This window comes from Micromonospora sp. NPDC000442 (assembly GCF_042898635.1).
Lineage (GTDB): Bacteria > Actinomycetota > Actinomycetes > Mycobacteriales > Micromonosporaceae > Micromonospora.
Map to the genome: position 1 here is coordinate 211,731 of NZ_JBIAYZ010000004.1, position 19,251 is coordinate 230,981.

General features: G+C 73.0%; 17 protein-coding genes. 8 read left to right on the forward strand and 9 right to left on the reverse strand.

Annotated features, from left to right (window positions below):
• The first annotated feature begins 23 nt into the window (after positions 1-23).
• Positions 24-1,595 carry a hypothetical protein gene (locus tag ACFY2A_RS08035; protein ID WP_387169773.1) on the forward strand — a complete coding sequence of 524 codons (1,572 nt, stop codon included), beginning with the start codon at positions 24-26 and terminating at the stop codon, positions 1,593-1,595.
• Between the two features lie 115 nt (positions 1,596-1,710).
• Here ACFY2A_RS08035 and ACFY2A_RS08040 read toward each other — a convergent pair whose 3' ends face one another.
• Both ACFY2A_RS08040 and ACFY2A_RS08045 read right to left on the reverse strand, forming a co-directional pair.
• A complete protein-coding gene (locus tag ACFY2A_RS08040) occupies positions 1,711-2,826 on the reverse strand; it encodes a glycosyltransferase (protein WP_387169775.1) in 1,116 nt (371 codons plus the stop codon).
• Positions 2,813-3,922: a glycosyltransferase family 2 protein gene (locus ACFY2A_RS08045; RefSeq protein ID WP_387169777.1), complete on the reverse strand. Its 1,110-nt coding sequence runs from the start codon at positions 3,920-3,922 to the stop codon at positions 2,813-2,815. The genes ACFY2A_RS08040 and ACFY2A_RS08045 overlap by 14 nt, the downstream gene beginning before the upstream one ends.
• Positions 3,923-4,139: 217 nt before the next feature.
• On the opposite strand from ACFY2A_RS08045, the gene ACFY2A_RS08050 reads away from it, so the two are divergent.
• Complete coding sequence (locus tag ACFY2A_RS08050; RefSeq protein WP_387169779.1) at positions 4,140-4,907, forward strand: enoyl-CoA hydratase/isomerase family protein; 768 nt, start codon at positions 4,140-4,142, stop codon at positions 4,905-4,907.
• Between the two features lie 217 nt (positions 4,908-5,124).
• On the opposite strand, the gene ACFY2A_RS08055 is transcribed toward ACFY2A_RS08050, so the two are convergent.
• The gene (locus ACFY2A_RS08055; RefSeq protein WP_387169781.1) at positions 5,125-6,651 is read right to left on the reverse strand and encodes an FAD-dependent oxidoreductase; all 1,527 of its coding nucleotides are present in this window, start codon (positions 6,649-6,651) and stop codon (positions 5,125-5,127) included.
• A complete protein-coding gene (locus tag ACFY2A_RS08060) occupies positions 6,648-7,166 on the reverse strand; it encodes an MSMEG_6728 family protein (protein WP_387169783.1) in 519 nt (172 codons plus the stop codon). The genes ACFY2A_RS08055 and ACFY2A_RS08060 overlap by 4 nt, the downstream gene beginning before the upstream one ends.
• A 92-nt stretch (positions 7,167-7,258) precedes the next feature.
• Between ACFY2A_RS08060 and ACFY2A_RS08065 the strand changes: the two genes are divergently transcribed.
• A complete protein-coding gene (locus tag ACFY2A_RS08065; RefSeq protein WP_363918056.1) occupies positions 7,259-9,049 on the forward strand; it encodes an NAD-binding protein in 1,791 nt (596 codons plus the stop codon).
• 5 nt (positions 9,050-9,054) lie between these two features.
• Here the strand turns inward: ACFY2A_RS08065 and ACFY2A_RS08070 are convergent, their stop codons facing one another.
• Complete coding sequence (locus ACFY2A_RS08070) at positions 9,055-10,287, reverse strand: APC family permease (protein WP_363918062.1); 1,233 nt, start codon at positions 10,285-10,287, stop codon at positions 9,055-9,057.
• A 9-nt stretch (positions 10,288-10,296) separates the two neighbouring features.
• A complete protein-coding gene (locus tag ACFY2A_RS08075; protein ID WP_387169786.1) occupies positions 10,297-11,058 on the reverse strand; it encodes a phosphatase PAP2 family protein in 762 nt (253 codons plus the stop codon).
• A 103-nt stretch (positions 11,059-11,161) separates the two neighbouring features.
• Here ACFY2A_RS08075 and ACFY2A_RS08080 point away from each other — a divergent pair, with 103 nt between their 5' ends.
• Positions 11,162-12,370, forward strand: coding sequence for a DUF4032 domain-containing protein (locus ACFY2A_RS08080; protein WP_363918066.1), 1,209 nt, complete (start codon positions 11,162-11,164; stop codon positions 12,368-12,370).
• A gap of 4 nt (positions 12,371-12,374) precedes the next feature.
• Here ACFY2A_RS08080 and nagA read toward each other — a convergent pair whose 3' ends face one another.
• The 3 genes from nagA to ACFY2A_RS08095 are packed head-to-tail and all read right to left on the reverse strand — an operon-like array spanning position 12,375 to position 15,420.
• On the reverse strand, positions 12,375-13,484 hold the full coding sequence (gene nagA / locus ACFY2A_RS08085; protein ID WP_387169788.1) for an N-acetylglucosamine-6-phosphate deacetylase: 1,110 nt from the start codon (positions 13,482-13,484) through the stop codon (positions 12,375-12,377).
• On the reverse strand, positions 13,481-14,449 hold the full coding sequence (locus ACFY2A_RS08090; protein WP_387170108.1) for an ROK family protein: 969 nt from the start codon (positions 14,447-14,449) through the stop codon (positions 13,481-13,483). Before ACFY2A_RS08090 ends, nagA begins: the two co-directional genes overlap by 4 nt.
• Before the next feature lie 41 nt (positions 14,450-14,490).
• Positions 14,491-15,420: an SIS domain-containing protein gene (locus tag ACFY2A_RS08095; RefSeq protein ID WP_387169790.1), complete on the reverse strand. Its 930-nt coding sequence runs from the start codon at positions 15,418-15,420 to the stop codon at positions 14,491-14,493.
• 194 nt (positions 15,421-15,614) lie between these two features.
• Here ACFY2A_RS08095 and ACFY2A_RS08100 point away from each other — a divergent pair, with 194 nt between their 5' ends.
• The 4 genes from ACFY2A_RS08100 (at position 15,615) to ACFY2A_RS08115 (ending at position 19,190) form a co-directional block, all read left to right on the forward strand.
• Entirely contained in the window at positions 15,615-16,400 is a 786-nt protein-coding gene (locus tag ACFY2A_RS08100) for a DeoR/GlpR family DNA-binding transcription regulator (protein ID WP_387169792.1), read from the forward strand.
• 141 nt (positions 16,401-16,541) lie between these two features.
• The gene (locus tag ACFY2A_RS08105; RefSeq protein ID WP_363918074.1) at positions 16,542-17,552 is read left to right on the forward strand and encodes an ATP-binding cassette domain-containing protein; all 1,011 of its coding nucleotides are present in this window, start codon (positions 16,542-16,544) and stop codon (positions 17,550-17,552) included.
• Positions 17,549-18,562, forward strand: coding sequence for an ABC transporter permease subunit (locus ACFY2A_RS08110; RefSeq protein ID WP_363918076.1), 1,014 nt, complete (start codon positions 17,549-17,551; stop codon positions 18,560-18,562). Before ACFY2A_RS08105 ends, ACFY2A_RS08110 begins: the two co-directional genes overlap by 4 nt.
• Before the next feature lie 139 nt (positions 18,563-18,701).
• Positions 18,702-19,190 (forward strand): DUF3263 domain-containing protein, encoded by a 489-nt coding sequence (locus ACFY2A_RS08115; protein ID WP_387169795.1) that lies wholly within the window; start codon positions 18,702-18,704, stop codon positions 19,188-19,190.
• The last annotated feature ends 61 nt before the right edge of the window (positions 19,191-19,251 follow it).

A 19,251-nucleotide genomic window follows, 5' to 3' on the forward strand; every position in this document is an offset into this window, starting at 1 on the left:
CGGCACGGCACGGAGGCTGGTCGATGAGCGAGGTGCACCTGCTCGGTGGCGAGATGCTCGCCTGGTCGGACCTCGACGGGGCGCACGGCCCGGGACCGGTACGCGGGCCGGGGCTGGCGGCGCTGTTGTCCGTCGCCTCCGGCCGCACGCTTGCGGTGGGACCGCACGATCACCACCTGCTCGACGCGCTGCCCTTGGCCGACCTGACCGTGCTGGTGCGGGGACTGCCCGACGCCGAGGCACTGGCCGTCCGCTACGCCGACCGCCCCGGGGTACGGGTGTGCTGCGGCGGCCCGGAGAACCTCGCCGGCACACCCCCGTACGACACCGTGGTCGCCCTGGACGGGCTGGACCGCCTCGACTCGGTCGAGGGGACGCAGCTGTCCTGGGGCAAGGCGTTCGACCTGCTGGTGTCGGTGCTGCGGCCCGGCGGCCGGTTGCTGCTCGGGGCCGAGAATCCACTCGGGCTGCACCGGTTGCTGACGTCGCCGCCGTCGAGCGTCGACTCCGACTGGGCGGCACTCGGCGAGTACGACGACACCCGTCCGGCCGGCCCGGCCCGGCTACGGGCCAGGTTGACGGCGGCGGGGCTGCGGATCGGCGGTGCCTGGGCGGCCTTCCCGTCTCCGCTCGCGCCCGCCGCCCTGGTCGGAACGGAACTACTGGCCGACCCGGACCTGACCGGGTTCCTCCAGGCCGTCCTCGGCGACGGGACGCGCGGCCCGGCGCCCGACGGTGAGGGCCCGGTGCCGGCGGTGCCGGCCGCACCGTTGTTGGCCGACCCGGCTCGGCTGGCCGGATCCGCCGTCCGGAACGGGATCGCCGTCGAGCTCGCGCCGGCCTGGGTGCTGCTCGGCGAGCGCCTGCCGAATCCGCTGACCCGGGCGGATCCGCACGCCGCGCCCGCCCGCCCGGTCGAGGCCGACCAGACCGGGGCAGCGCCGCCTGCGGCATTGCTTGTGCAGCACGGCCGGCTCCGCGAGGTGCGCCGGGATCCGGTGGGCGGGTGGCGGTTCACCGACGGCGCGGCGGTTCCGTCGGGGCGTACCGTCGAGGATCTGGTGGTGGCCGCGACGCTGCGCCGGGACCTGCCGGCGGTGCGGGCGCTGCTCGCCGCCTGGCAGTCCGGTGCGGAGGCGGGGGTGCCGGCGGACGCGGTCGTCGTCACCCCGGCCGGCGCCTGGCACGGGCTGACCGAGGCCACCGAGCCGATGCTCGCGCTGCGACGGCTGGCGTCCCGGCTGATCGACGCCGGGCTCGCCGACCTCTGGCCGGCCGGTGAGCTGGTCGCCATGCTGACCACGATGGCCGGCCGGAAACCGGGGGCGTCGGCCGAGCACGTGGCGGGTGCCGGTGCCGGCGGGTGGCGGGAACTGCTGATGGACCGGGACCGGCTGGCCCGCGAGCTGGCCGAGGCGCGCGCGCTCCAGGGCTGGTACGAACGGACGTTGACCGAGCGTGACGACGAGCTGAAACGGCTGCGCCGGATCGTCTCACTGCTGCACGGCACCCCCACCGCACGGGCCGGCCGGCTCCTGCTGGCCGGTGCCCGCACCGCCCGTTCCGCCGTCCGCCGCCTCCGCCCCACCAACTGACGGCTCCGTCCCTCCCCGCGATCATGCAGTTGTGGCAGCGACACAACGCCATGAAAGGGGTGTATCGGCGACCACAACTGCATGATCGCCGGACGCGGGGGTCGTCGCGTGGCGGTCAGCGTGGGGGGAGCAGGGAGTCGTAGAGGGATTCGAGGCGGCGGGTCTGCTGGTGCAGGTCGAAGTCGGTCTCGGCGGTGTGACGGGCGGCCTTGCCCAGGTGGTCGCACAGCGGAGCGTCGGTGAGCAGACGGCGGAGGTTGGCCGCCAAGGCCGACCGGTCGCCTTCCGCGCAGAGCAGACCGTTCGACTCGTGGGTGACCGCCTCGGGGATGCCACTGTGGTACGTCGAGACGACCGGCACGCCGAGACTGAAGGCCTCCAGGATCGTGGTGGGCAGGCCCTCGGTGTCGCCGTCCGACGCGGTACGCGACGGCGCGGCGAGCAGCCGGGCCGCGGCGATGTGCCGCATCACCTCGGGCGGCGGCAGCGCGCCGGGAAACGTGGCGTTCACGCCCAACTGTGCGGCGCGGACGCGTACCCGCTCGTGCAGCGGGCCGGTGCCGACGAGCAGCACGCGGGGGCGCAGTTCGGACAGCATGCCCAGCGCCTCGACGAGATCCTCGATCCCCTTCTTCTCGACGAACCGACCGACGAACACCACGTCCCACCGCTTCGGCCCGGCCGCCGGCTCCGGCGGCACCGGCACTCCCGTGTGATGTACGCGGACCTTCGCCGGATCCGCTCCCAGCGCCACCGCCCGGTCCCGGATCGCCTCGGAGACGGCCAGGATCAGCGCGGCCCGACCGAACATGATCCGCAGGTTCCGCCGGTGCCGAGCGCCGCGTGGACCGGGTGCCGCGGCCTGCCGGGTGACGTCGAGACCGTGCAGGGTGACGACCAGCGGGATGCCCAGCCGCTCGGCGGTGCGGCTGACCAACCAGCCGTCTCCGCCGAAGTGCGCGTGCACCAACCCGGGTCGCAGGCGGGCCAGCAGCCGACGCAGCCGGGGCGAGCCGCCGGTCAGCCGCAACCGCAGCCACTCGCGCCGGCCACGCGGCGTGTCCGGGCACAGCACCACGTCGCTGTCCCGGGACAGCGGTGAGGCCACCCGGACGGCGCCCAGGTAGACCGGACGCCAGGTGGGCAGCGCGTCGGCCTGGTTGCGGATGAACGTCTCCGAGCCGGGTAGCAGGCAACTGCGCCAGATCACGGCGACCCTATCGCCGGACATCGGCCCCGATCCCCGCCGCCCCGGCGCTGCCGGCCGTTCCCGTTGACGTCAAGGAGCCGGCGATCCCCGTCGCGCCGGTCGCCGTGCCATCTGGCGCTCGCCGGCCGGTCCCGGCACCGGGCTCCGGGCTCAGGGGCTGCCCAGGCGAGGCCGGACCACCGCGCCGGCCACGGCCGAGGATCCGGTCACGCACCCGGTGTCGCAGCTGCGGCGGGAGCAGCCAGATCTGCACGAACGTCAGGTAGTCGACCAGACCCGGCCGCCCGTGCCGCCGGGCCTCGGCGAGCAGCAGCCGGAAGACCCGGAAGCTGCGCGTGGGCGCGGCCATCGAGCTGATGATGCTCATCGTGATGGCCGCGTACGCCCGTGGGGTGATCAGTGGCCGGATCCCGCGCAGCCACTCCAGCTGGGCCTCCCACGGAGAACTGAGGCTGATCCGTGGCCGGTCCTCGTCCTGGTGCCAGAGCACCAGCGGCTCGGCGGCGATGAGCAGCTCGACGTCCGGGTGGCTGATCGCGCGTACGGTCCAGTCCAGTTCCTGCTGCCGGCGCAGACCGACGGTGAACGGCACCCGGCGCAGCAGCTCGGTCGGCGCCATGATGGTCGAGGTCTGGATGAACCCGTCGCCGTGGAACAGCCCGCGCCGCAGGGTGAGGTACTCGCAGATCGGCTCGCCCGGCTCCGGCAGCCGCCGGGGCATCACGAACTGTGCCCGGGGCGTCTTGTTGATCAGTCGGCTGGCGAGGATCGGGCTGCCCACCGTGGCGCTGCGGGCCAGCTCCAACTGGACGGCGAGCTTGGTGGGGAGCCATTCGTCGTCGTCGTCGAGCAGGGCGGTCCAGGGGGCACGCGCCTCGCGTACGCCGGTGTTGCGGGCGTTGGGCGCGCCACCCTTGCCGGGCAACTCGACCGTGCGCAGCCGGGGGTCACCGATCTCGGCCAGGGCCTTGCCGGTCTCCTCGTCCGGACCGTCGACCACGACGATCACCTCGATGTCGGTGACGGTCTGCGCGAGGGCGCTGCGCACCGCGCGGCTCACCAGCTCCGGGCGGGCGAAGGTGGGGATGACCACGCTGACCTTGGGTGTGGATGGCATGACCACCTGCTCACTCGTGCCGGCTACGACATGCGCGCATGGTGACGTTAGGAGGCGCGGGCGGCCCCGAGGTGAATGCCGGGCTGCGACCAGGCGTACAGCGGCGGTCGTCGGGTGGGACTCACCGGATCGGGCCCACCCGGCCGGGGCGGCGGGCGACGTCGCTAAGGTCGCCGCAGGTGACGTACGGCGTGGTGCGGCGGAGGGACGGTGGGCGGTGGCGGACGCGGACCTGGTGGTCGAGGTCGCGGGTGCGGTGGCCACGGTGGTGATCCGCAATCCGGGCCGGCGTAACGCGATGACCCCGGCCATGTGGCGGCGGCTGCCGGCGCTGCTCGACGGTCTGGAGGTCGACCCGGCGGTACGCGTCGTGGTGCTCACCGGTGCCGACGGCACCTTCTGCGCCGGTGCCGATCTGGGCGACCTGGACGAGCTGCTGGCCGCCGGTGACGGCAGCATCGCCGTCGCGGCGGAGGAACGGCTGGCCACCTTCGCCAAGCCGACCGTGGCCGCCGTTCGAGGTGCCTGCGTCGGCGGCGGCTGCCAGTTGGCGGTCGCCTGCGACCTGCGGGTAGCCGCGGCCGACGCACGTTTCGGCGTACCGCCGGCCCGGCTGGGGCTGGTCTACCCGGCACCCACCACCCACCGGCTTGCCCGACTGATCGGCCCGGCGGCGGCGAAGCACCTGCTCTTCACCGGCGAGTTGGTGGACGCCGACCGGGCCCTGCGGATCGGCCTGGTCGACGAGGTGCTGCCCGGTGCCGACCTGGCCGCCCGGGTCGACGGGCTCAGCGGTGTGATCGCCGAACGTTCGCAGCTCAGCGTCGCCGCCGCCAAGGAGATCGTCGACGGTCGGGCCGACGAGGGGCGGATGGCCTGGTGGCACGGGCAGGTGCGGGCCAGCGGCGAGGCCCGGGAGGGCGTGGCGGCCTTCCACGAGCGTCGCGCACCACGCTTCGGTTGGACGCCGCCCGCCGCCCGCTGAGCCGCCGACGGGCCAGCCTCGGGCCGGGCCGGCGGCGCTCGGGCCGGGGCCGGCGGGCGCGGCGCCAATGCAACGCCGCCCCCTGTGCCCGCCGGCCGGCCCGGACCTGGCGAACCCGGAACGACGGTTGACCTTGCGCGATCACGGTAGGTGCGGCCGAGGTGAGGCGGCAACGCATTTCGATGGCCGGGTCGGCGGTTGACGCCGTCCCTGGAGGTCAGCGTCGGGCGAGCAGGCCCCGCGGCCGGATCGAGTGGATCGGCTCGGCGGCACCGCCCTCGGCACGCAGGATGTGGTTCGCCGCGAGGACGCCGGTGGCCGCCGCCCGTTCCATCAGGGCGCTGGGGAAGTCGGTGCCGATGCCGTCGCCGGCCAGGTAGACACCGGCGGCGTCGGTGCGGACACCCGGACGTCCCGCGTGGCTGCCCGGCGTGAAGGCCGGCGCCTTCGCCTCGACCCGGGCACGCAGTTCGCGTACCCGTAGCCGCGTCGTCTCCGGCCAGAGCACGGCCAGTTCGGCACGCATCCGTTCGGCCAGCTCGGTGGCGGGCACGTCCGGCTCGCAGGCGTACGCGTGCAACTCGACCACCGAGCCGCCGGTCCGCTCGGCCCAGTGGCGGGACTCGCGTTCCAGCCGGTGGTACAGCGTCACCGAGTCCAACGTGGCCTGTCGGGAGACCCCACTGAAGATCGCCCGCCCGGGGTCGACGTCCCCGTCGCACCAGTAGCGGGCGACCACGTACGGCGGGCCGGGCCGACCGTACGCGGGCATCGCCGCCACCAGCGCCGGGGCCTGCTCGGTCAGCGACGGCGAGCCCGCGACCAGGGCGGCGAGTGCGGGCGGGTCGACGGCGAGCACGACGTGTCCGGCCCGGTACGTGCCGCGCGCGCTGTGCACCTGCCAGCCGTCGAGATCACGGTGCAGCCCGGTGACCGGCTCGCCGGTGCGGACCCGGCCGCCGTGACGCTCGACGTGCCCGGCCAGCGGCCCCCAGATCGACGTGGCGTAGTCCTCGTCGGGGCAGTCGAAGGCCAGCCCTTCCGGGTTGCCGAGCAGGTAGAAGTGGAATTGCGCGATCATCTCGGCGGCCGACATCTCCGCCTCGTGATTGAAGAACGAGTGGGAGAAGACCTCGAACAGCATCGCCCGGGCCCGATCGGGCAGGCGCAGTGAGTCGAGCAGGTCGTCGGCGGTGGTGTGGTCGAACTCGGCGTAGGTGCGGACCGGGTCGTACGTCAGCAGTGGCAGGGCCGCGTCGCGGTCCATCCCGCGCAGGTCCCGCAGGCGCAGGCTGGGGCTGCGGGCGAGCAGGGTGAGCAGGTTCGCCGGTGGCGCGGGCGGCAGCCGCCCGAACTCCTCGGTCGGCCACTGGGCGCTGAGCACCGGATAGCCGGGGACGGCTTGCAGAAAACGCAGCGCCGGGTCGACCCGGCGCAGGATGTTCCGCCAGTTGTAGTACTGCCGGAAGAAGGCGTGGAAGCCGTGTTCGTTGACCTGACGGGTACCGTCGGCGAGGGTTTCCGGCCAGGCACCGAGCCGGCCGCCCAGGGTGGGTGCGGCCTCCAGCACGGTCACCTCGACGCCGCGTTCGGCGAGTACCACCGCTGCGGACATGCCGGCGATGCCGCCGCCGACGACCACCGCGGTGACCGGATGCGGCACGCGGGGGGCACCACCTCCGCCGGGGTCGACCCGGTGCCGACGTACGCCGATGAACCGTCCGGCCAACTGCGACAGCGTCATGGGGAACCTCCCCGGTCAGTGTGCCTCTCCGTCCAGCGCAGGCAGCGGCGAGGGCGGTCGGAGTTCGGCCAGACGTAGTCCAGGTCGTCGGGGACGTCGTCGCCGAAGATGGGGCGGTAGTGCGCCGGATCCTTGCGGAGCAGCGACGAACGGTGACTCAGATGCACCTCGGTCCGGCCGAGCCACGGTGGCAGCTCCCCGGCGAGGGCGAGTTCCTGCTGGCTGCGGACCTGCTCGACGCCGCAGGCGGCGGCCAGGTCGACGGTCAACGTGGTGGCGCAGGTGTCGGCGCGGCCGGCCGCGCACCAGACCGAGCAGATGTCCAGCCCGTACCGGGTCAGGGCCTCCTCGTACCCGGCCCACATCTTCACCGCCGGGTGGTTGCGCCAGCCGTACGTGGGCCAGGTCAGCCCGCGTAGCACCTGGATCGCCTCCACCCGCTGCTTGCCGAGCCGTCGCTGGTCCAGCGCCCGGGCACTGGCCAGAAAGTCCGGGTACGGCAGGAAGGTCTGCATGCCGCTGCCCCTACCCGTCGCCGGCCAGGACATGCCGCGTCGCGGCAGCCACGATCATGACGGGCTGCGCGGGCTGCGACCGGCTGACTACCATGCGGGGCATGGCGGAGCCGCTGCTCGATCGGGCCCTGCGGGCCAGCCGCCGGTTGCGGGTCAACGGGGAGTCCCGGGCGCACTACGTGATCTGTGGGCAGGATCCACTCGCCTACTGGGTGGTGCGGACGATGCTCGCCGGCGAGACACAGGCCGGCCGGGTACGGATCACCCTGATCGTGCCGGACCGTCGGCGTTCTCCCGGGCCGGACGGCCGTGACCTGCCGGGCATCGAGGTGATCCGGGCCGACCGGCTGGACGAGGTCACCTTCCGCCGGGCGGGGCTGGCCGAGGCCGCGGGGCTGGCCCTGCTGCACCAGGACGACGTGGGCAACATGCATGCCGCGCTCTGCGCACAGGAGGTGGAGCCTCGGCTGCGCCTGGTGGTGCGGATGTTCAACACCGGCCTGGCCAACGGCGTACGGCAGATCTTCCCCGACTCGGCGGTGCTCTCGGACGCCTCGATGGCCGCGCCGGCCTTCGTGGCCGCCGCGCTCGGCGAGGTCGCGCCGACGCACTTCCGGCACGGCGGGCGCACCCTCTACGTGGCCCGCCGCGACGACGTACGCCCGAGCGAGATCGTCTGCGGGGTGGCCGACACCCGCGACGCCCAGCAGGATCTGGTGCTGCCGGCCGACGACCGGGAAGCCGACGTGGTACTCGCCGAGGCGGTCGGCCGGCCGGCCGGCACCGAACTGGCCGCGCGGCGGCTGGTCCGGGCACGGCGGCGGCGTCGGCCGGTGGCGATGGTGCTCCGGGCGATCCGCAGCTTCGCCACCCGGAAGATCGGGATTGCGGTGCTCGTGCTGCTCGCCATGGTGGCCGCCCTGGGCGGGCTGTACGCCAACGCGGCCCACGTCGGCTGGGGCGACGCGCTCTACCTGACGCTTGTCACCACCCTGACCGGGCAGGATCCGGACACCGCCAAGTCGGCCGCCGAGCAGGTCATGCAGGTGGTGCTCAACCTCGCCGGGCTGGCGCTGATCCCGCTGATCACGGCGGTGGTGGTCGACGGGGTGGTGAACGCCCGACTGGCCTTGCACACCGGGCGGATCCTGCCCGAGCGCTCCGGGCATGTCGTGGTGGTCGGGCTCGGCAACATCGGCACCCGGGTGATGGCCCAGCTCAACGACTTCGGCGTCGAGGTGGTGGCGATCGACAAGAGCGCGGACGCGCGCGGTGCCGGGCTGGCCCGGCGGCTCGGCGTACCGCTGGTGGTGGGCGACGCGGCGCAGGAGGAGACGCTACGGGCCGCCTCGGTGGCGACCTGCCAGGCGCTGGTGGTGGTCTCCACCGACGACGGGGCCAACCTGCGGGCCGCGCTCAACGCCCGTGCCCTCGACGACCAGCTCCGCGTGGTGCTGCGGCTCTTCGACGGTGACTTCGCCGAACGCGTGCAGCGGGCGTTCGGCATCGGCACCTCACGCAGCGTCTCCTACCTGGCGGCGCCGTCGTTCGCCGCCGCCCTGCTGGACCGGGCGGTGATCGCCACCATCCCGGTGGGCCGGCACGCGTTGCTGGTCACCGAGGTCCCGGTGGCCGCCGGCTCGGACCTCGACGGTCGTACGCTCGCGACCGTCGGGCGGGCCGGCAGCGTACGCCTGCTCGCACACGCCCGGGCCGGGCAGCGCCTGGACTGGTCGCCGGACCCGCGGATGGTGATCGTGGCGGGCGACCGGCTGACCGTGGTGGCCCGCCGGGCCGGCCTGAACGCGTTGCTGCGCGAAGTCGCACCACCGGAGCCGCTACCGCCTTCCGGCACACCGGTACCGCGCGAAGCGACGGAGTGACCTGGTCAGCGACGGGCTGACCGGAGGGCGTACCAGGCGGCGCCGAGGGCGAGCACGCCGAAACCGGCGAGCACGCTGGACAGCGGCAGGTTGACGGCGAGCAGTACGCAGCCGACCAGCCCCGCCACGGCGAGTGCCTGCACCGGCAGCTTCCGCTCCGGTTCCCGCCCCAGGGTCAACGCCGCGGCGTTGGTGATGGCGTAGTAGACGAGCACGGTGCAGGCGGAGAAGCCGATCGCCCCTCGCACGTCGCCGAGCACGACGACCAGGATCACCACGGCGGCCACCGCCAGCTCGGCCCGGTGCGGCACCTGGTGCCGGGGGTGCACGGCGGCCAGCCCGGCGGGCAGGTCCCGGTGGCGGGCCATCGCCAGCGTGGTGCGACCCACCCCGGCCAGCAGGGAGAGCAGCACCCCGGTCACCGCGACGGTCGCGCCGGCCCGGACCACCCACTCCAGGCCGGGCAGCCCGACCGCACCCACCACGTCGGCCAGAGGCGCGGCGGAGGCGGCCAGCCGGTCCGCGCCGAGGACGCCGACGGCGACCACCCCCAGGATCAGGTAGATCACCAGCACCAGACCGAGCGCCAACGGCACCGCTCGGGGAATGGTGCGCTGTGGATCGCGTACCTCCTCACCGAGGGTGGCGATCCGGGCGTACCCGGCGAAGGCGAAGAAGAGCAGTCCGGCAGCGGTGAGCACGCCCCGGACGGTCCCGCCGGGCTGGCCGATCCGGTCGATCGAGACGCTTGTCGTACCGGCCACCGCGACGAGCGCTAGCACGGCGAGCACCAGGACCACCAGGATCCGGGTGGCGGCGGCGGTCTTGCCGATACCGCGCAGGTTCACCGCGGTCACCGCGACCACCGCCAGCACCGCGACGAGCCGGGCCTGCCCCGGCCAGAGGTACGCGCCGATGGTCAGCGCCATCGCCGCGCAACTGGCCGTCTTGCCGATGACGAAACCCCAGCCGGCGAGGAATCCGGCGAACGGGTTCAGTCGCTCCCGACCGTAGACGTACGTGCCGCCGGACTCGGGATAGCGGGCGGCCAGCCGGGCGGAACTGATCGCGTTGCAGAAGGCGATGAACCCGGCCAGGGCCAGGGCGACCAGCAGGCCGGTGCCGCCGGCCGCTGCGGCGGCGGGCGCGAAGACCACGAAGATGCCCGCGCCGAGCATCGACCCGAGGCCGATGACGACGGCGTCCGGTACACCCAGCCGGCGCGCGAGTCGGTCCACGCCGGCACCCTACCGGTGCCGGGCGAACGGCCCGTTCCACTGCCGAAGGCGACCGGGTAGCGGCAGATCGTCCCAGGGCACCCGGTGCAGCAGCCGGTCCAGCAGCAGCCCCAGCAGCAGGGCGGCCAGCCCGTCGGTGAGCCAGTGGAAGTTGAGGTAGGTGGTGGTGACCAGCAGGATCCCCGGCGGCGCGTAACGCACCAGCCGGTACACGCCGGCCGGTAGCCGACCGAAGGTCAGCGAGACCAGCAGCAGGGCGATCACGCCGTACCAGACGATCGCGTTGGCCACGTGCCCGGACGGGTACGACATCGAGTAGGCACCGGCCGGCAGGTGATTGAAGATCTGCACGGCCTCGTCCGGGGACAGGAACGGCTCCTTGACCGAGGCGGTGGGTGCCGCCCGGTCGGTCCAGAGCTTGAGCGGACCGATTGTCACCATGGTGACCAGTAAGGCGCCCGCGACCAGTAGGAACGGCCGGATCGTGCGGCGGCGCCAGGCCACCGCCACCGCCAGCGCGCCGGAGAGCGGCAGCAGCAGGCCGCCGCCCTGACCGAGCAGGTTGAACACCCGGGCGGTCCAGTACAGCGGGGTCGGGTCGTGGGTGAAGGCCCACTCGCTGACGGCGAGGTCGAGACCGAGCAGGTGACCGCGGGCGAGCGCGGCGGTCAGTGCCACGAACCCCGCCAGCAGGACGGCGTCGAACCACCAGCCGGCCGGGCGTACCGGCGCCAGGCGGATGCTGCGGCGTACCGATGTCGTCTCCCGCACGCCGATCACGCTACCGGCCCGCGCGGTGCGTCCGGTGGGTGGCGACTGTGGGCCGAGCCACGTAGGGAGGCGTTCCGGCGGCGGAAACGTCAAACTTGACGCCGTGCGGATCACCTCGGCCCTCGTCGACCCGGCGTTGCTCGACCTTCCCTGGTCGACACCGCTGGAGCAGTGGCCGGCCGAGCACCTGGTCGCGCTGCCCCAGGGCATCTCCCGGCACGTGGTGCGGTTCGTGCAGTTGGGCGGGCACGTCTACGCGGTCAAAGAGACCGGCGAACGGGTGGCCGAGCGGGAGTACGACCTGCTGCGCGCCCTGGAACGGATCGACTTCCCGTCGGTGAAGGCGGTGGCGATCGTCGCCGACCGGGAGTCCGACGCCGGTGAGCCGCTGGACCCCGTACTGATCACCCGTCACCTCCAGTTCTCGCTGCCGTACCGGGCGCTGTTCTCCCACACGCTGCGGCCGGGGACGATGGGGCGCCTGCTCGACGCGCTCGCCGCGCTGCTGGTCCGGATGCACCTGACCGGATTCTTCTGGGGCGACTGCTCGCTGTCGAACACGCTGTTCCGGCGGGACGCGGGCGCCTTCGCCGCGTACCTGGTCGACGCCGAGACCGGCGCACTGCGCAGCGTGCTCTCCAACGGCCAGCGTGGCGAGGACCTGGAAATCGCCCGGGTCAACATCTTCGGAGAGGCGCTCGACCTTCAGGCCGCCGGTCTGCTGCACGACTCGATCGACCCCGAGGTGGTCTGCGAGGAGGTGGTGCAGCGCTACGAGCGGCTCTGGCACGAGATCACCTACGAGCAGCAGGTCGAGCGTGCGGCCCGGCACGACATCGAGGGGCGTATCCGTCGGCTCAACGAGCTGGGCTTCGACGTGGCGGAGGTGGCCATGTCGACAATCGACAACGGTCGCTACCTGATCCGGCCGAAGGTGGTCGACGCCGGGTACCACCATCGTCGGCTGCTCCGCCTCACCGGGCTGGACGCCGAGGAGAACCAGGCCCGCAAGCTGCTCAACGACCTCGACGCGTACCGGGCGGAGAGCGACCTGACCGACGAGCAGCAGGCCGCGCACCGCTGGCTGACCGAGGTCTTCGAGCCGGTGGTCCGGGCGGTACCCGCGCACCTGCGACGAAAGCTGGAGCCACAGGAGCTGTTCGCCCAGATCATCGAGCACAAGTGGCTGCTCTCCGAGCAGGCCGGTCGGGACGTCGGGATGCGCCACGCGGTGCAGTCGTTCCTGTCGGACGTGCTGGTGCACCGCCCCGACGAGCAGGCCGTCCTCGGCGTGGAGATCTCCGCGGGCTGACGGGTCACTCCACCCAGGCGCCGGCCCGCATCACCCGGACGATCTCCAGGTCGTCGTCGAGCACCACCAGGTCGGCGCGGAGCCCGACCTGGAGGGTGCCCACCTGGTCACCGAGGCCGACGGCGAGGGCCGGCGTGGTGGACGCCATGCGTACCGCGTCGGGGACCGAGACTCCGGCGGCGACCGCCCTGCGCAGCGCCGCGTCCATGGTCAGCGTGCTCCCCGCGATCGCCCCGTCGCGGGAGAGCCGGGCCACCCCGTCGCTCACGGTTACCGCCTGGCCGCCCAGCTCGTACTCGCCGTCCGGCATGCCGGCGGCGGCCATCGCGTCGGTGACCAGCGCACACCGTTCCGGTCCGGCGGTCGAGGTGGCGAAGGTGAGCGTCCCCTCGTGCAGGTGCACCCCGTCGGCGACCAGCTCGCAGATCACGTTCGGCGCGCCGAGCAGCGCCACCACGGGTCCGGGCTCGCGGTGGTGTACCGGGCGCATTCCGTTGAACAGGTGGGTGCCGACGGTCGCGCCCGCCGCCACGGCGGCGCGGGTCTGCTCGTACGTGCCGTCGGTGTGGCCCACGGCGGCGACCACCCCGTGCCGGGTGAGCAGTTCCATGGCCTCCAGCGCGCCGGCACGCTCGGGGGCGAGGGTGACCATTCGGACCGTTCCGTCACCGATCTTGATCAGCTCGGTCAGCTCGTCGGTGGAGGGATCCCGCAGGAATTCCGGGTTCTGCGCGCCGCACCGGGCGGCGGAGAGGTAGGGCCCCTCGAAGTGGATGCCGCCCAGCACGCCGTCGCGGACCAGCGGCGCGAAGGCGGCGGTGGCCGAGCGCATCAGCTCGAACGGGGAGCTGACCAGGCTGGCCAGCAGGCTGGTGGTGCCGTGCCGCAGGTGGAACGCGGCGGCGGCCCGTGCCTGGTCGGCGTCGCCGGTGGTGAAGGTGTGCCCGCCGCCGCCGTGGCTGTGGATGTCCACGAACCCGGGCACGATCCAGTGCCCGTCGCGCACCGACGGGTACTCGGCGACCGCACTGATCCGGTCGCCCTTGACCTCGACGCAACCCTGCGAGATCACCCCGCCGGGGGTCACCACCTTGCCGTTCACCCGTACGGTCATGGCGTCTCCAACTGGTCGAGGGCGAGCAGGGCGGCACCGAGGCAGCCCGCCTCGTCGCCGAGGACGGCCGGGACCAGTCGCGGCTCCCGGTGGAAGGTCAGCCGGTCCCGCAGCGCGGCACGCAGCGGGTCGAACAGCCCGGCGCCGGCCTGGGCCAGGCCGCCGCCCAGGACGATTGTCGCCACGTCGAACAGGGCCTGGGCGGTGGCGAGGCCGTCGGCCAGTGCCTCGACCGTCTCCCGCCAGACCCGGGTGGCCACTTCCTCGCCGGCCGCTGCCCGAGCGGCCACCTCGGCGGCGGTCACCATGCTCCGCCCCGGGCCAGGTCCGGCGGCGGACCCGTCGTCCGATGCGGTGCCGGTGCCGGTGGCGATGTCCGTGGCGGTGCCGGCTCGCCTGTCGCCGGCGGTGAGTTCGGCGTAGCGGCGGGCGACGGCCGAGGCGGAGGCGAGCGCCTCCAGGCAGCCCGGCCGTCCGCAACCGCAGACCGGCCCGTCCGGGCGGATCAGAATGTGACCGAGTTCCCCGGCGGCACCGTGTGCCCCGGTGGCGGCCGAGCCGGCCACCACGTGCGCGGCGGCGATGCCGGTACCGATCGCCACGAAGAGCACGTGCCCGGCGTCCCGGCCGGCGCCCAACCGCGCCTCGGCGAGACCACCGGCGCGCACGTCGTGGCCGAGCGCCGTGGGTAGGCCGAGCCGCGCGGACGCCAGGTCGCGCAGGGGCACGTCCCGGAAGCCGACGTTCGCCGACCAGACCGCGACGCCGCGCGCCTCGTCCACGACGCCGGGCACCACGATGCCGAGCGCGGTCGGCGTGAGCCCGTCCGCGCGCGCCCTGCCGGCGAGTCCCTCGGCCACTGTCAGGATCGTCTCGACCACGGCGTCGGGACCGCGCCCGGCGTCGGTGGGGTGTCGTTCGGCGTGCCGCACGGCACCGTCCGCGTCGACCAGCGCGCACTTCATCCCGGTGCCGCCCACGTCCAGCGCGACGGCAACCTCTCCGATCACGTGAGAACCACGGACCGGCTCAGGTGCCGGGGCGCGTCGGGGTCGAGGCCGCGGCTGGTGGCCAGCGCGACGGCGAAGCGTTGGGCCAGGATCAGGTCGGCCATCGGGTCGACCGGGGTACGCCCGGCGGCCCACCGGCCGAGCACCGTGCGGTAGCCGTGGGTGCGGCTGTGTGCGAAGGACGCGCCGGTGGCGGCGACGTCCTCGGGTAGCCCGTCGGGCAAGTCGCCGAAGGCCCAGACCAGCCGGCCGGGAGCGGCCACCGAGATGGGGCCGTGCCGGTAGTCCATCGCGGGGTACGCCTCGGCCCAGAAGGTGGCCGCCTCGCGGCACTTGAGCGCGGCCTCCTGGGCCAGCCCGATCGTCCAGCCCCGACCGAGGAAGGTGACCTGCTCGATCAGGCTCGGGTCGATCGGCAGCGGAGCCCTGACGGCGACCTCCGCGTCGGCGACCAGGGCGGTCGTGTTGTCGCCGAGGTGGGCGCGGAGCAGCGCCAGCGCCGTGGTGGCGAAGCGGGTCTGCACCACGGAGCGCTCGTCGGCGAACGGCAGGGTGACGGCGGCGTCCGCGGTCTCCACCACCGGTGAACCGGGATCGCCGACCAGCACCGTGGTCGGGATCCGGCCGCGCAGCGCGGCGAGCAGGTCCAACACCTCCGTGGTGGTACCGGAGCGGGTGATCGCCAACAGCCGGTCGTAGTGGCGGCCGGCGGGGAACTCGCTGGCCTGGAAGGCGTCGGTCTCACCCTGGCCGGCGGCCTCTCGGCGGGCCGCGTACGCCATGGCCATGAACCATGACGTGCCGCAGCCGACGACGGCGACCCGCTCACCGGGGTGGGGGAGGCGGTCGAGCATCGCCGGAGCCAGCTCGCTCGCCTGGCGCCAGCAGTCCGGCTGGCTCGCGATCTCCGCGTGGACGTACGCCATGAGAACTCCTCGCAGGCGGAGCCTTGCGCATTACGGCTCGTTAATCCCGTCTTTCGCGCGCCATTCTGCGTGAAACCTACCGGAAATGGCAACCACGGCAGCGATCGAGCAGAGGTGGTTTTTGCATCTTCGTAGTTTCGAGCACTACTGTGCACGCAACCAAGCACCGATCGTGCAGACACGGGAGGCCCGGGGTGGACCGCTACGCGAGATGGAACGCCCTGCTCGAAATGCTTACCGACTCGGGCCGGGTCACCGTGGAGGAGGCCGCCGAACGGCTCGACGTCTCCCAGGCGACCATCCGTCGGGACTTCGACCAACTCGCGCAACAGCAGATGATCACGCGTACCCGGGGTGGGGCGGTCGCCAACGGGGTCTCGTACGACCTGCCGCTGCGTTACAAGACGGCCAAGCACTCGGCGGAGAAGCAGCGCATCGGCGCGGCGGCGGCGGCGCTCGTCTCGCCGGGCACGGTGGTCGGCCTCAACGGCGGCACCACGAGTACCGAGGTGGCCCGGGCGCTGGCCGTGCGGCCGGACCTCAACACCAACGCCGAGGGTGCCCAGTTGACAGTGGTCACCAACGCGCTGAACATCGCAAACGAGTTGCTCGTCCGGTCCCGGATGAAGGTCGTGGTGGCCGGCGGCGTGGTGCGGCCCAAGTCCTTCGAACTGGTCGGCCCGCTGGGCGGGGCGCTGCTGCGTGAGGTCACCCTGGACGTGGCGTTGCTCGGGGTGGATGCCATCGATCCACTGCTCGGTGCGGCGGCCCACCACGAGGGCGAGGCGGCGATGAACAACCTCATGGTGGCGCGGGCCAAGCGGGTGGTGATCATCGCGGATTCGTCCAAGCTGGGCGGTCACGCCTTCGCCCGGATCTGTCCGGTCGACCGGGTCGAGACGCTGGTGACCGACTCCGGCGCCGAGCCCGAGGTGGTCGACGCCTTCCGCGCGGCCGGCGTCCACGTCATCTGTGCCTGAGAGCTGACGCGTCGTCGCGTGGTCGACGCTTAGGGTTTCGAGATTCCCCGTTTCGGCGTGGCGTTGCATACCGGGTATTGCCCACGGCTGCATACCGCGTATGGTGTCGTCGTCGCCCACAACCAACGGGGGAGGTGCAGCTTGCCAGCTGTCCTGGAAATCGAAGGTCTACGAAAGACGTACCGAAGCCGACGCCGTGGCACCCGCAACGCCCTGGACGGCTTCGACATGCGGGTCGAGGCGGGCCAGGTGCACGGCTTCCTCGGGCCCAACGGGTCGGGCAAGACCACCACGCTGCGTACGCTGCTCGGCCTGATCCGGCCGGACGGCGGCCGGATGGCGATCCTCGGGCACGAGGTGCCCGGCACGCTGGATCAGGTCGCACCGCAGGTCGGCGCGATCGTGGAGAGCCCGCAGTTCTTCCCGCACTTCACCGCGCGCGACACGCTGTCGCTGCTGGCCGGCGCCGGTGACCTGCCCCAGCAGCGGGTCGACGAGGTGCTGGAACTTGTCGGTCTGCGCGACCGGGCGGGTGAGCGGGTCAAGACGTACTCGCTCGGCATGAAGCAGCGGCTCGCGGTCGCCTCGGCGTTGCTCAAGAACCCGCGGCTGCTGATCCTGGACGAGCCGGCAAACGGCCTCGACCCGGGCGGCATCCGGGAGATGCGGACGCTGATGCGCAACCTCTCCGAGGCCGGCATGACGGTGGTGCTGTCCAGCCACATCCTCGGTGAGATCCAGCTGATCTGTGACTCGGTCACCATCATCTCGCTGGGCCGGCGGGTCGCCTTCGGCCCCGTCGACGAGGTGCTGGCACAGCACTCGTCCGGCGCGGTCCGGGTGCGGCTGGAGGCGGTCACCGACCTTCCGGTCGCCGCCACCGCACTGACCCGGGCGGGCGTACGCGTCACCACCAACGACGACCACCTGATGCTCGCCGGAGTGGACAAGCCGGCCACGGTCACCCGACTCCTGGCCGAGCAGGGCCTCTACGTCAGCGAACTCGCGCCGATCGCGGTCGACCTGGAGAGCGTCTTCCTCGAACTGACCGCCACCGCGCCGGTACCCGGCCAGCACCGACAGGTCGACCAGTCCGTACGAGTCGACGGGACGGCACCGTCGGCGCCCGCCGGAGGAGGTTGGGGCGCGTGAGTCTCTTCCGTACCGAACTGCGCCGGTTGGCCAAGCGGCGCTTCGCCCGCTGGATGACCGCCGGTGGCCTGCTGGTGCTGGTCCTGGTGGCGGCGGGCATGTTCCTGACCAACCAGAAGATCGGCCCGGACCAGCTCGCCGAGGCGCGGCGGGCCGCCGACCAGCAGCATCAGGAGCAGGTCCGCTGGGCCGAACAGGAACGCGCGAACTGCGAGCGGGCCAAGGCGGCGGGTGAGACCGTCGACTACTACCCGGCCGACTGCGCCGAGATCACTGCGCCGCCTCGGGAGTCGATCGAGGAGCAGTGGTTCCTGCCCTCGACCTTCGAATTCCGGAAGAGCTTCGGCGAGATGCTGATCCCGCTCGCCGCGATCCTGGGCCTGGTCGGGTTCGTGGTCGGTGCCTCCTTCGTGGGGGCCGAGTGGAACACCGGCGGGATGATGAACCTGTTGCTCTGGCGGCCGAAGCGGCTGACCGTCCTGCTCACAAAGCTGGGCGCACTGCTCACCGGGCTGCTCGCGCTGGCGCTGCCCGCCACGGCGGCCTGGTTCGGCAGCATGTGGCTGATCGCCAACTGGCGCGGCACCACCGAGGGGATGACCTCCGGCGCCTGGCAGTCGTTCCTCATCACCGGGCTGCGCGGCATCGTGCTGGCGCTGGTCGCGGCGACTGTGGGCTTCGCCCTGGCCTCGCTCGGCCGGCACACCGCGATGGCGCTCGGCGGGGCGATCGCCGTCATGGTGGTCGGCCAGATCGGGCTCGGCATCCTGCTCTCCATGGCGCAGGTGCGCTTCGCCGAGGCGTGGCTGCTGCCCACCTACGCCATCGCCTGGATGACCAAGAAGGTCACGCTCCAGGACTGGCAGGCCTGCAACGCCACCTACACCGGTGAGTGCAAGCCCGCCACCCTGGACATCACCTGGCAGCACTCGTCGGTGTTGTTCACCGTCGGGATCGTGCTCTTCCTCGGCGCGGCGCTGTGGACGATGCGGCGGCGCGACATCACCTGAGCCGGCCGGTGGCGGACCGTCCTCGCCGGGGCGGTCCGCCATGCCCCGCGATGGTGCCGCCGTCCGGCGGGATGCGGCAGGTGATGGCCCTCGTTAGGCTGATGGGCCAGGTTGGCGTTGCCGTGCCGGCCGCCCCCGGATGAGGAGCACGATGCAGCCCGCCGACGCCACCCCGGCAGCGCAGACCGGTCCGGACGCCGTGACGGTGCCACCGCCGAGATCCGCCCCCGAGGTCGAGTCGACGTCGCAGGGCAACCCCTCCGCCGCGTCGCCGCAGGCCGCCGCTTCGACATCGGCTGTCGCGGCGGAGGCCGGGGAGTCACCGACCGCGTCGCCGGAAGCTGGGGAATCACCCGTCAGGTCGGATGCCGGTGCGGGCGGGGAAGCGGCCCCGGCAGGTGGGCTCGACGAGCGGGAACGGGAGATGCTCGCCTTCGAGCGGCAGTGGTGGCGGCACGCCGGTGCCAAGGAGCAGGCCATCCGCGACCGGTTCGGGCTCTCGGCCACCCGGTACTACCAACTGTTGAACGCGCTGCTGGACAATCCGGCGGCCCTGGCCGCCGACCCGGTGCTGGTGGGCCGGCTGGTGCGGCTGCGTGCCTCCCGGACCCGCAACCGCCGCCGCTGACGGGGCCGGCAACACCGCTGGCCGCCGATCAGCGACGTGCCCACCTCGTGCCGTATGACAA

Excerpts from the sequence above, each read along its gene's own strand:
- ACFY2A_RS08065 (WP_363918056.1), top strand. The coding sequence starts at position 7,259 with ATGCGGGGCATGGCGGAGCCGCTGCTCGATCGGGCCCTGCGGGCCAGC.
- ACFY2A_RS08095 (WP_387169790.1), bottom strand. The coding sequence starts at position 15,420 with ATGGCGTACGTCCACGCGGAGATCGCGAGCCAGCCGGACTGCTGGCGC.
- ACFY2A_RS08035 (WP_387169773.1), top strand. The coding sequence starts at position 24 with ATGAGCGAGGTGCACCTGCTCGGTGGCGAGATGCTCGCCTGGTCGGAC.
- ACFY2A_RS08060 (WP_387169783.1), bottom strand. The coding sequence starts at position 7,166 with ATGCAGACCTTCCTGCCGTACCCGGACTTTCTGGCCAGTGCCCGGGCG.
- ACFY2A_RS08090 (WP_387170108.1), bottom strand. The coding sequence starts at position 14,449 with ATGAAGTGCGCGCTGGTCGACGCGGACGGTGCCGTGCGGCACGCCGAA.
- ACFY2A_RS08045 (WP_387169777.1), bottom strand. The coding sequence starts at position 3,922 with ATGCCATCCACACCCAAGGTCAGCGTGGTCATCCCCACCTTCGCCCGC.
- ACFY2A_RS08115 (WP_387169795.1), top strand. The coding sequence starts at position 18,702 with ATGAGGAGCACGATGCAGCCCGCCGACGCCACCCCGGCAGCGCAGACC.
- ACFY2A_RS08055 (WP_387169781.1), bottom strand. The coding sequence starts at position 6,651 with ATGACGCTGTCGCAGTTGGCCGGACGGTTCATCGGCGTACGTCGGCAC.
- ACFY2A_RS08040 (WP_387169775.1), bottom strand. The coding sequence starts at position 2,826 with ATGTCCGGCGATAGGGTCGCCGTGATCTGGCGCAGTTGCCTGCTACCC.
- nagA (WP_387169788.1), bottom strand. The coding sequence starts at position 13,484 with ATGACCGTACGGGTGAACGGCAAGGTGGTGACCCCCGGCGGGGTGATC.